An 11,801-nucleotide genomic window follows, 5' to 3' on the forward strand; every position below is an offset into this window, starting at 1 on the left:
CAAGCCGGTGATCCGGCCTGAAAACAACAGGGGTCAGCTGATGCGGCACATCTTAGTCACCATCCTGCTGTTGGGCCATTTTACCCTGGCCGGAGCCTCTGAACCGGATCACGGCACCTGGTCGGACCTGTTGCGGAAGCATATGGTCCTGCACGATGGCGGCCGCGGCTCGACCGTGGACTACCGCGGAATGCAGACCGACCAGGGGCGACTGGATGGCTACCTTGCAGAGCTGGCGAACGTGGAAAGGGATACCTTTGAGGGCTGGGAAGAGAGTGAGCGACTGGCTTTTCTCATTAATGCGTATAATGCCGCGACCGTCCAGCTGGTGCTGACAGAATACCCCGGGCTGGAGTCCATCCGGGACATCGGCTGGCTTCCGGGGGCAGCGTGGCGCCGGGAGTTCATTTCCCTGTTCGGCCGCAGGTATTCCCTGGATGATATCGAACACGGCATGATCCGGCAGGATTTTAATGAGCCCCGCATCCATTTTGCGGTCAATTGCGCGAGCGTGGGTTGCCCGATGCTGCGCGAAGAGGCCTATACCGGGGAATTGCTGGAGCAGCAGCTCAAGCAACAGGCTCGCCGCTTCCTGTCGGATCGGTCCCGAAACCGTGTCACCGCTGAAGGTCTGGCGCTGTCGCGACTATTCAAGTGGTATGGGGACGACTTCAGTAGCGGCTGGCGTGGCCACGGGAGTCTCGGGGAATTCCTGCTGGATTACCGGCAGGCCCTGGGCCTCGATCCCGCACAGGTAGCGGCCCTCCGCGCCAATGAGCTCCAGATTAGGTTCCTCGACTACGACTGGCGCCTGAACGATGCTGGCAGCCGGTAATACACGTAACACCCGAGAAGAATTTTGGATGACCAACAGAGGCCAGGAATGACCGATAAGAGTTTCCGTAAAAACCCCATCGCACTCTCATTGATACTGCTCGCTGCAACACCGGTACTTGCCCAGGAAGCAGAGCCCGAGCTGGTCGAGGTAGTGGGCAGCCAGGATGACCCGGTGCGCGCGGGTCTTGCGGACAATACCGTCAGTGATGCTTTCGGGGAGGGGCTCACCAGCGAGGATATCGCACGTTCGGTCACGCCCATTGACGAATGGCTGCTGGAGGCAGTGGCTGTGCAGGACCTGCGGGACCTGCAGCGCGTTACGCCCAACACCTACGGCGCAACCGGTTTCGGGGCCCCCAGCCTGCCGACGGTGCGCGGGCAGCTGGGTGAGGTCTTTGAGGCCGGAATGCGGCGTCAGGTGGGCAATAACGGCCTGGGGATTCCGCTGTCATTCAATGCGGTGGGGCAGGTAGATGTGGTGCGCGGCACGCCATCGGTGATCCTCGGCACCACCCAGCGCACCGGTGGTTTCGTCAACCTGCAGCCCAAGCGACCGGACCTTGCCCGCTCCAGTCGCTCGGTGCAGGTCCGGGGCGGTGAATGGGATCGCTACCGAACCCAGCTGGATTATTCCCGGGTACTGGAAAAGGGGCGTTCGGCGGTGCGGGGCAGCTATGAACACCGCGACGAGGGCAGCTTCTACGATTATGCCGGCCTCGACAGCGACAACCTGTTCCTGGCCTATCGCCTCAGGCCCGACACCAGCAGTGAGTGGAATATCTCGCTGGAATACTACGATATCGACTGGACTGACAATGCCGGTATCAACCGACCGACACAGCAGCTGGTTGACGACGGCCTGTATGTACAGGGGCAGGGTGTGCAGCCAGGTGGTTCCACGGTGCCCGGTGCCGGTGCACTCGTGAGCCCCACCGGCCCGGTGGAAATTGATCGCAGCACCGTGCTCACTGATCCGCTGGATATCAACGGTGCCGAAACCCTGCTCCTGCACTCCGTTTATCGCCGTGAACTGGGTGAAGAGCTGGCATTTATCAACCGCACTTATTACGAACACCTGGAGCGCGAAGAGATAGCGCAGAACAGTTTTGTCGAAATTATCGACGGGGCGGATACATTCGAGAACCGGACTGAACTCCATTTCGGCGATACCGTCGCCGGCATCGGCCTGCGCTACAACGACGTGCTGGGCTACAGCCAGTTCACTACCGAGGCCGACCTGCCCATTGATCTCACCGGGCCGCTGGCAAGCCGGCGTATACCCTTGACCGAGGCCCAGCAAGAACGCCTGGTGGAACTGCGTCCGGGTTTGTTCGTGTCCCCGGGCGGCCAGTATGACCTCGATGGAGACGGATTCGGCGACTTCAACCTGTCTGACACCACCGATTCCAGTAGCCTGCAGACCGGGCTGTTTGTGCAGCATCGCCAGGATTTCACCGAGCGGCTCTGGGTTACGGCCGGCGTACGGGGCGACTACTACGATGTGAAGGCCCGGGACCCGCTGGCCCCGTCAGGAGTACAGCGCGCCAGCGACGATTACAGCGACTGGCTGAAATCCGGCAGCGCCAGCCTGCACTATCGCCCGCAGGAACCTGTTACCGGCTATGCCACGCTTGCCTACCAGGAGTCCACCTCCAACAGCCTGGGCGGCGGCAACGTGCTTTCCGGTGACAACACCATCAGTCCGCTGAACTTTGCCACTGAAAATACGCTGTACGAGATTGGCCTGAAGTACCGGCCCGAGGGGAGCCCCTGGTATGCCGATGCAGCACTGTTCGAGCAGACCCGGAGCCTGCGAAACCGCGACGGGAGCAATTCGGGTATCCGCACACGGGGCGTGGAGATGCAGCTCTTCTACCAGGGTGAGAGACTGTGGGCCAATGCCGGTGCCAGCTACCTGGAGGCCCGTTTCGATGACTCCGCTGCCTATCAGGACTCGCGGCAGGTACTGGACGCCTTCGACGACTCACGTCCGGAGATTGTTGCGGGAACCGGCGCGGGTGCGCCCAATTTTGCCCGCTTCGCCCCATCGGATGCCCGCCTGCAGGGCCTGCCGGATTGGACTGCATCCGCGGCTGCGGGTTATCGGCTGAGCGACGCCTGGTCGCTGGGTGGATCGGCGGTACTCTCCGGCAGCTACCCGCTGGATTACCTGCAGACAGTGGAGATCCCCGCGCAGTTCACCCTCAACGCCAATGTCGAATACCGCTTCAATCAACAGCGTACTTCGGTTCGGCTGGATATCTTTAACCTGACCGACGAGGAAAACTGGGCGCCGGTATTCGAGGGTGGCTATTTCGGCTCCACGCTGGTCTTCCCCGAATTGCCCCGACATATCGACCTGGCGCTGTCGCACCGGTTCTGAGGCATCAGGGGTTGCCCGGCAGCGCGCTCCAGCTGGCATAGGGATCCGGGCCGTCGTCGAGCGGGATGTGGATCATCCTGAGGGTGCGCTGCCCGGCGGGCCGGGCCAGCTCGGCGTAGATCTCCGCGGTCGAAAGGCCGTGGGGCTCGCCGTTTTCCTGGGACAGGGCGTAATAGGCCCGCGTCACCCCACACAGGTACATGGCAGCCAGGCACATGGGGCAGGGGTGTCCGCTGGCGTACATGATGGCTCCATCAAGCCGCGGATGGCCGGCACTGCAAGTGGCAGTGCGGATTGCCTGTAGCTCGGCATGCGCTGTCGGGTCGCCGTCCCGGTGAATGGTATTGACGCCCTCGGCAATCACCTGGCCGTCACGCACCAGCACGGCACCGAATGGCCGTCCAGATTCCTGCCTGACGTTCTCATCAGCCAGGGTCACCGCGCGAGCCAGGAACTCGCGATGCTGGGCTTCTGTCGACGGACTATCCGGGTCACTCTTCATGGGTTACCTCCACTACGGCCTCTCTCAGGTTAGCCGGAGCCTGGGGCGGTGGGGATATCTGTCGGAAGGGGGGAAGCGGCCCACCATTTTGGTGGTGGGCCGGACGGTCAGCGTCAGGCGGCCAGTTCCTCGATGCGTTCGTGAGCACCGGTCAATGCCTTTTCCTTTGCATCATCGTTGATGGCCAGGCCCTCGGCATGCACGAACTCAACGTCAGTAATGCCGATAAAGCCCAGGAACTGGCGCAGGTAGGCAGTCTGTGCATGATCCTCGCCGTAGATTCCGCCCCTGGTGATGAACACCACGGCCTTCTTTCCCTTGAGCAAGCCTTCCGGGCCGTTTTCGGTGTAGCGGAATGTGACCCCCGCACGGGCGATATGGTCAAAATATGCACTGAGCGTTGTGGGTACGCTGAAGTTGTACATGGGGACACCCAGCACCAGCACATCGGCGCGCTTGATCTCATCGATCAGTTGGTCGGAATAAGCGACTACCGCCTCCTGCTCCGGGGACCGTTCGCCCGCGGGGGTGGTAAACGCACCGAACCGCTGGGCGTCCAGATGGGGTACCGGCTCTTCCGCGAGGTTCCGCGTAGCCACGGTGGCGCCGGGGTTATGTTGCAGCCACTGCTCTGTATATGCATCGGCCAGTTGCGAGGATTGGCCGTCGTTGTGGAACAGGCTCGCTTTGATCTTCAGTATCCGGGTCATCTCTCGTACCTCCATCGGTATTCCTGAATTTGATGGCGGCATTTAAGCACTGAAGAAATCGATTGAAAATTGCAAATTTATGGCTGAATGGGTCTATTTTTTAGAAGCGTTGCCCAGCGAAACCCATCAGTGCCCCCCGCGCTGTGCCTGAACCTCCGCTCAGGTCGCGGCTGACTGCGATGTTTCCTGGCGGTCCTGCGGGCCGCTGTACCAGAAATTGTAGAAATCCTCGGTCACATTCTGCTCGATTTCGTGGGCATCCTCGCGGGGGCAGAACAGGGTGATGGTCACCACATCGTGTCCCAGCTCGTTGGATGAGAAGGTAATCTTGGGTTCGGTCCCCACCAGCTCGACTCCCGTACGGTGTTCAATCATCTGGCAATAGCGTGCTGCCACTTCCCGGAATGCCTCGCTGTGTTCGTGGATACGTTCCAGCAGGAACTTCTTGGCGGCAAAAGGATTGCCACCCTTGTTCTCCCTGGTAATGGAAAAGGTATGCTCAATGTAACGTCGCATAAAGTTCAGGTTCTTGACCGGCTGGGTAAAGAACACATTATTGGGAATGTACAGTGTGATACCGGTGTAGCCACTGCCGAGGCCATGGGGGTCGATCTCCAGCAGGGTAGTGCTCAGCCAGTCACTGTCGATCACCTCCCCGAACTGGTCGCCCACCTTGACCCAGTCGCCTACCAGGAAGGAGCGCATGCTGGCCTGGTACAGCTTACCCACCAGGCTCTGCACCAGTTCCCGCAGGGCCAGCACGATGGCGACTGAGAAGGCAGCGATGGAAAGGGCGAATTCCCGCAGTTCCGAGACCCAGACCGCCACAAGGCCGAGGAAGATCAGCAGGTTGCTGAAATTATGTACTGTATTGATCCGGCGCCGGCGATCCTGCTTGCTCCAGCGCTTCTGGCGGGCAAATATAAATGACAGCAGCAGGCGCAGCAGCAGGACTACGACAATCACCAGGATTGAGAGGAAGAGCTTGTTCTCGAGCAGCTGCTGCAGCATTGATACTCCATCTTTACTGTGGGTTGGTCATATCCGTTCAAGCCGGCATAGTAATGATTTCCGTGCCCCAAGGACAGACGCTACCCACAAAAGAATAGACCGCTGCACAATGTTTCAATCGACTGTGTCGAACCGTGGTTTCGATAACTTTCAAAGCAGTAATGGTTCCGGCTTTGCATAATGGTTGTCTGGCCGGTTTAAGAGGCGGTATGGGGCGACATAGGGCAAACGATAAACTGCCAGCCAGATAGTTCTGACAAAAAGGGGATTAAGCGTGAGTAATCTGATCAGGACTGCAGAGCAGGAATGCGACTTCATTGAGGGATGTGGCGCTATCCAGGAGATCATCGAGCCCAGGTCACGGGAGCTCGGAGGTTTCCAGGTGCGTCGGGCGCTGCCGAGCCGGGAGCAGCAGATGGTCGGCCCCTGGATTTTCTTTGACCATATGGGCCCGGCAGATTTCCCGGGCGGGCAGGGGATCAACGTCCGGCCACACCCGCATATTGGTATCTGCACCGTTACCTACCTGTTCGAGGGGGAAATCCTCCACCGGGATTCCCTGGGAAGCCTGCAGCCAATCCGGCCAGGGGACATCAACCTGATGGTGGCCGGTAGCGGTATCGTGCACTCGGAGCGGGAACGCGACGAGGTCCGCAGCTTACCGCACAGGCTGCACGGACTGCAGCTCTGGCTTGCGCTGCCCAGAGACCGTGAAGAGATACTGCCTGAATTTTACCACTACCCATCAGCGCAGATTCCAGCACTGACTGTTGACGGTGTACCGGTGCGCGTGATCATGGGCCGCGCCTATGGTGCCGAGTCACCAGTCAAAACCTTTGCAGAGACTCTCTATATCGAGGCCCACCTGAGCCCCGGACAGCGGATCACACTGCCCGACAGCGAGGAAAGGGCCGTCTATGTGGCAGCCGGTAGCCTCAGGGCCCGCGATACGGATATTCCCGAGTTCTCCATGGCGATCTTCAAGCGTGACCAGGGCGTGGAGCTGCAGGCACTGGAAGAGAGCCGCATTGCCATTATTGGTGGCGAGCGATTCGACCGACGCCATATTGTCTGGAACTTTGTCTCCAGCCGCCCGGAGCGCATCGACCAGGCAGTGAACGACTGGAAGCAGGGCAGGTTTGCCAAAGTGCCGGGCGATGAGGAAGAGTACATTCCCTTCCCGGAAAAGTAGCCAGCCGCCCAGGAGCCGGGAGACATCGCGTACTGGCGCACGGTGGTTGGTCACGCCGGTACACGCTTGCCTGGAATTTTTCTCTCCGGGCTTACCTTCCTGCCTGACGCGCTGGCGCCGATGCTTGGACCGGCTTACCCACGGTCCCGACCTGTCAGGCTATGGAGGGCACCCGACTTCAGGCGCCTTGCTACACTCTGTGGTATCCCTGTATACGTGATAACAATGGTTACCGGAAATGCCCGACACCCTGCTCGGATACTCATGCGACCCGGTCTGCGGCGCCACGGTGCCGGTGGACACCCTCAGCTGGACACATCGCCATATCAAGTACGCCTTTTGTTCCGAACATTGTCGCACCCGATTCCAGCGCTGGCCCCACCTCTATGTCGGTGAAGCAACTTTCGGGCTTTCCGAGGGCCAGCTCGGCACATCGGTACCCAAGTTTCGGCGTATTGCGCTGGCGGGTACCCCGACAGAAGAACAGACTGAACGGATTGTCCACTCTCTGCTAGAGCTGAAGGGCATCGGGGAGGTACGCGTGGAGGGCAGTGAAGTACTGGTGAATTACGACCTGATGCGGGTGTCACTCAGCGATATCGAGAACGCCATCATTGCGCAGGACGCCACCCTGCGCAATCACTTCCGGGACCGGGTGGCCTGCGCCCTGGTGCACTACAGCGAGAACTGCGAGCTCGACAACCTGTCCCATCTGGCCAGTCACTACAGGGCCTGAACAGGCAGGCGTTTGCTCTCTACGCGTTAATGCTCATCCGCCAGGTTTGAATTCCCGGGGAAAGTTCCGCTGCGAAGTCTGATTGTGGTGTCCCTCCCCGGTGTCGCCCAGACCGCGATGCTACCGCAGTTTACCGGCGCGGCTGCCGGGTAGTGGCATGAAGGGCCGTTACAGCTCTGGTATGCTGTTTTCCCGTGATACGAGCAAAAAACAAGGGGAACCGTAGATGAAGGCATCGGATCTGTTTGTTCGGGCGCTGGAAGCAGAAGGCGTCGAGCATGTTTTCGCAATCCCAGGGGAAGAGAACCTTGACCTGCTGGAATCCCTCCGCGGTTCCAAAATCAACCTGATCGTCACCCGGCATGAACAGGCAGCGGGTTTTATGGCTGCCACCTACGGTCGCCTGACCGGTAATTCCGGTGTCTGTCTTTCCACCCTTGGGCCCGGGGCGACGAACCTGGTGACCGCCGCGGCCTATGCCCAGCTCGGCGCCATGCCGATGGTGATGGTGACCGGGCAGAAGCCGATCAAGAGTTCCAAGCAGGGCCAGTTCCAGATTATTGATATCGTGGACATGATGCAGCCACTGACCAAGTTCACCAAGACCATCGTCAGCGGCGACAACGTGCCCGCCCATGTGCGTGAGGCGTTCCGCCAGGCGCAAGAAGAGCGTCCCGGCGCTACCCACCTGGAATTGCCCGAGGATATCGCCCAGGAGCACTCGACCATGCCAGTGCTTGAGCCGAGCTACACCCGCCGCCCGATCGCGGAAGAGAAGGCTATTCGCCAGGCGGCCGAGGCCATTACTGCCGCACGGAAACCCCTGCTGCTGATCGGGGCCGGTGGCAACCGGAAGCTTACCGCGAAGATGCTGCGGGAGTTCGTGGAAAAACTGGGCATACCTGCAGTGACCACCCAGATGGGCAAAGGGGTTATCGACGAGTCGGGTCCCCACTTCATCGGCAACACCGCACTGTCAGACCATGATTTTGTCCATCGCGCCATCGACGAGGCGGACCTGATTATCAATGTGGGCCACGATGTGGTGGAAAAACCACCTTTCTTTATGCGCCCCGGCGGTGCCGAGGTGGTTCATATCAATTTCAATTCCGCCCAGGTGGATCCGGTCTATTTCCCACAAATTGAAGTGGTGGGGGATATCGCCAACAGCCTGTGGCAGCTCAAGGAACGCCTCGAACCCCAGGAGCACTGGAGCTTTGCCAGCGCACACCGTATCCGCGATGCCCTGCAGAAGCATATTCACGATGGTTGCGGGGATGACAGCTTTCCAATTCGGCCCCAGCGCCTGGTCAAGGAAGTCCGTGATGTTATGCCGGAAGATGGCATTCTCGCCCTCGACAATGGCATGTACAAAATCTGGTTTGCGCGGAATTACCCGGCACATTCACCGAACTCGGTCCTGCTGGACAATGCCCTCGCTACTATGGGTGCCGGCCTGCCGTCGGCCATGGCTGCCAAGCTGGTTTTCCCGGAGCGCAAGGTAATGGCGATCTGTGGCGACGGCGGCTTTATGATGAACTCCCAGGAACTGGAAACCGCCGTGCGCCTAAAGCAGGACCTGATCATCCTGCTCTTGCGGGACGACGGCTACGGCATGATCAAGTGGAAGCAGAAGCAGATGGATTTCCACGATTTCGGCCTGGACTTCGGCAATCCGGATTTCGTCGCCTACGCGGAAGCGTACGGGGCACACGGTCACCGAATTGCCGCCACCGCCGAGTTGAAGCCCACAATCGAGAAGTGTTGCAAGGCGGGCGGGGTGCACCTTATCGATGTTCCAGTCAATTACTCCGATAACGACCACATCCTGAACCGGGAAATTCGCGAGTTATCCGAGAAACTTTAGCGGTCAGCGCAGCTGGCCGACAGCCGGAAAGAGGAGACGCACATGCTCCGGGATGCTTACCCCTACTACCTGGCGAATGACGCAGTGTTTGCCAACACCGACCTGGAGGTCCCGGACAAGTATTCTGGCAGTGTCGCAACCCGGGTCGCTATGGCGGATACCGCCGCCATCGACCAGGCCATCGACTGGGCAGTAAAGGCTGAGAAGCCCATGGCGACATTGGCGCCCTACGAACGACAGGACGTACTCAACCACTGCGTCGGCCGTTTTCGTGATCGTTTCGACGAGCTGTCCGAGGCCCTGTGCATCGAGGCCGGCAAACCGATCCGGGATGCCCGCGGCGAGGTCACCCGGTTGATCGATACATTTCGGGTGGCTGCCGAGGAAGCGGTCCGCATCGACGGGGAAGTGATCAACCTGGAAATCTCTCCCCGAGCGCGAGGCTATCGGGGCTTCGTCAAGCGCGTGCCGGTGGGTGCCTGTTCATTTATCTCTCCTTTTAATTTCCCGCTGAACCTGGCAGCCCACAAGGTTGCCCCGGCAATCGCGGCGGGCTGTCCGTTCGTACTGAAGCCGGCAAGCCGTACGCCGGTGGGTGCCCTGATCATCGCTGAGGTGCTGGCAGAGACCGACCTGCCTAAAGGTGCATTCTCTGTGCTGCCCTGTCACCGGGAGGGTGCCGACCTGTTTACCGTGGACGATCGCTTCAAGCTGCTCAGTTTTACCGGTTCGCCGGAGGTTGGCTGGGATCTCAAGGCCCGCGCGGGGCGCAAGAAAGTGGTGCTGGAACTGGGCGGGAATGCCGCCTGCGTCGTGGACGGGGATGCGGACCTGGATGATGCGGTAGAGCGCCTGATCTTCGGTGCCTTCTACCAGTCCGGACAGAGCTGTATCGGGGTGCAGAGGATTTATGGCCATACCAGTATCTATGGCGACCTCAGGGACCGCCTGGTGGAACGCACTCAAACGCTGGTAAAGGGCGATCCGAGGATGGAGGATACATTTATCGGCCCGATGATCTCGGAAGGCGAGGCCACCCGCCTGCATGACTGGATCCGTCAAGGGGTAGAGCAGGGGGGCACACTGTTATGTGGTGGCGACAGGGACGGCGCCATGCTGGACCCGACCCTGCTGGAGAATGTTCCCCGGGGCTGCGCCGTGGTGGAGGAGGAGGCGTTTGGCCCCGTGGCAGTGCTAGAGTCCTTTGATGACTTTGGAGAAGTGCTCGACCGGGTCAACGACAGCAAGTTCGGATTGCAGGCCGGTATATTCACCCGTGATATCTACAAAGCCCAGAAAGCCTGGGATGAACTCGAGGTGGGCGGCGTCATCATTGGTGATGTCCCCAGCTGGCGGGTGGACAATATGCCCTACGGCGGAGTCAAGGACTCCGGGCTGGGTCGGGAGGGCATTCGCTGGGCAATTGCCGACATGACAGAGGAGCGCCTGCTGGCAATCCGTACCCCGCCAGGCTGATCCGGGCACGGGTGGGGGCATTAGTCATCGCCGGCCGCCATGTACCGGCCTAATACCTGGTTTCCCGGTTGTCACCACTGGACACAGATCTTGCCGAAATGACGGCCACTCTCCTGGTAACGGAAGGCATTACCCAGCTCTTCCAAGCCAAAAGTACGGTCCACCACCGGTCGAATGCCCGTCTGCTCGAGAGCAGCCACATATTCCTGTTGCTGACGGCGACTGCCCACAATCAGTCCCTGCAAGCGGGCGTGCTTCGCCATCAGCACTGCTGTCGGTATTTCACCGCTCCGGCCGGTCAAAACGCCGATCAGGGCAATATGGCCACCGACACGCACAGCCTCGATCGATTGGGCCAGGGTGCCGGGTCCGCCGACCTCAACCACATGGTCGACGCCACGGCCATCAGTCAGCTCGAGGGCTTTCTTGCCCCAGTTTCCCTCGCGCTTGTAGTTGATGGTGTGATCCGCACCCAGTTCACTAACGCGTTTCAATTTCTCGTCAGAAGAAGATGTCGCAATGACCCGGGCACCCATTGCCCTGGCGAGCTGCACGGCAGCAATGGACACGCCGCCGGTGCCCAGCGTCAGCACCGTATCACCGGCCTTGAGGCTACCGTCAACGACCAGGGCACGCCATGCCGTGAGGCCGGCAGTGGTGATCGTTGCGCTCTCTGCGTGACTCCAGCCTCGGGGCGCATGGGTGAAGGCACTGCAGGGGCACACCGCATGCTTCACGGCAAAACCATCGATGCCATCCCCGGGAGTGTCGCTGAAACTGCCTACTCCCGGGCCTGGCAGCCCATCAGACCACTGCGGGAAAAAACAGGAGACCACATTATCACCGGTGTTGAACTCCGTAACCCCTGCACCCACGGCCTCGACGACCCCGGCACCATCGGACATCAATACCCGGCCGTCCTCGCTGGAAATGTGCCCGGCAGCAACCAGGTAGTCGTGAAAATTGAGGGACGTGGCATGCAACGCGACCCTGATCTCTCCCGGACCTGGCTCGCCTGGATCCGGTTTCTCCGCAATCTCCAACCGGTCGAGCCCCCCGGGTGACCTGACGACAAAAGCTTCCATCG

At 60.2% G+C, this 11,801-nt stretch carries 10 protein-coding genes; 6 read left to right on the plus strand and 4 right to left on the minus strand.

The annotated features are described in order from the left end of the window. Positions 1 to 40: 40 nt before the first annotated feature. Both LVD11_RS03770 and LVD11_RS03775 read left to right on the plus strand, forming a co-directional pair. Entirely contained in the window at positions 41 to 835 is a 795-nt protein-coding gene (locus LVD11_RS03770) for a DUF547 domain-containing protein (protein WP_237056332.1), read from the plus strand. A 48-nt stretch (positions 836 to 883) separates the two neighbouring features. After that, positions 884 to 3,220: a TonB-dependent receptor gene (locus LVD11_RS03775; RefSeq protein ID WP_237056334.1), complete on the plus strand. Its 2,337-nt coding sequence runs from the start codon at positions 884 to 886 to the stop codon at positions 3,218 to 3,220. Between the two features lie 4 nt (positions 3,221 to 3,224). Here LVD11_RS03775 and LVD11_RS03780 read toward each other — a convergent pair whose 3' ends face one another. From LVD11_RS03780 to LVD11_RS03790, 3 genes are all read right to left on the minus strand, one after another. Beyond that, on the minus strand, positions 3,225 to 3,722 hold the full coding sequence (locus LVD11_RS03780; RefSeq protein ID WP_237056336.1) for a nucleoside deaminase: 498 nt from the start codon (positions 3,720 to 3,722) through the stop codon (positions 3,225 to 3,227). A gap of 113 nt (positions 3,723 to 3,835) precedes the next feature. Continuing rightward, positions 3,836 to 4,447: an FMN-dependent NADH-azoreductase gene (locus LVD11_RS03785; RefSeq protein ID WP_237056338.1), complete on the minus strand. Its 612-nt coding sequence runs from the start codon at positions 4,445 to 4,447 to the stop codon at positions 3,836 to 3,838. Positions 4,448 to 4,591: 144 nt separating this feature from the next. Continuing rightward, complete coding sequence (locus tag LVD11_RS03790; RefSeq protein ID WP_237056339.1) at positions 4,592 to 5,443, minus strand: mechanosensitive ion channel family protein; 852 nt, start codon at positions 5,441 to 5,443, stop codon at positions 4,592 to 4,594. A 274-nt stretch (positions 5,444 to 5,717) separates the two neighbouring features. On the opposite strand from LVD11_RS03790, the gene LVD11_RS03795 reads away from it, so the two are divergent. The 4 genes from LVD11_RS03795 to LVD11_RS03810 all read left to right on the plus strand — a co-directional run bounded on the left by LVD11_RS03795 (position 5,718) and on the right by LVD11_RS03810 (position 10,714). Further along, positions 5,718 to 6,635 (plus strand): pirin family protein, encoded by a 918-nt coding sequence (locus LVD11_RS03795; protein WP_237056346.1) that lies wholly within the window; start codon positions 5,718 to 5,720, stop codon positions 6,633 to 6,635. 238 nt (positions 6,636 to 6,873) lie between these two features. Further along, positions 6,874 to 7,371 carry a hypothetical protein gene (locus LVD11_RS03800; RefSeq protein WP_237056348.1) on the plus strand — a complete coding sequence of 166 codons (498 nt, stop codon included), beginning with the start codon at positions 6,874 to 6,876 and terminating at the stop codon, positions 7,369 to 7,371. Between the two features lie 226 nt (positions 7,372 to 7,597). Then, the gene (locus LVD11_RS03805) at positions 7,598 to 9,238 is read left to right on the plus strand and encodes an acetolactate synthase large subunit (protein WP_237056356.1); all 1,641 of its coding nucleotides are present in this window, start codon (positions 7,598 to 7,600) and stop codon (positions 9,236 to 9,238) included. Positions 9,239 to 9,280: 42 nt separating this feature from the next. Beyond that, positions 9,281 to 10,714, plus strand: a complete 1,434-nt coding sequence (locus tag LVD11_RS03810) for an aldehyde dehydrogenase family protein (RefSeq protein WP_237056358.1) — start codon at positions 9,281 to 9,283, stop codon at positions 10,712 to 10,714. A 71-nt stretch (positions 10,715 to 10,785) separates the two neighbouring features. On the opposite strand, the gene LVD11_RS03815 is transcribed toward LVD11_RS03810, so the two are convergent. Then, positions 10,786 to 11,799: a zinc-dependent alcohol dehydrogenase family protein gene (locus tag LVD11_RS03815; RefSeq protein ID WP_237056360.1), complete on the minus strand. Its 1,014-nt coding sequence runs from the start codon at positions 11,797 to 11,799 to the stop codon at positions 10,786 to 10,788. Positions 11,800 to 11,801 lie beyond the last annotated feature (2 nt).

This window comes from Microbulbifer sediminum (genome assembly GCF_021729035.1).
In the GTDB taxonomy this organism is placed as follows: Bacteria; Pseudomonadota; Gammaproteobacteria; order Pseudomonadales; family Cellvibrionaceae; genus Microbulbifer; species Microbulbifer sediminum.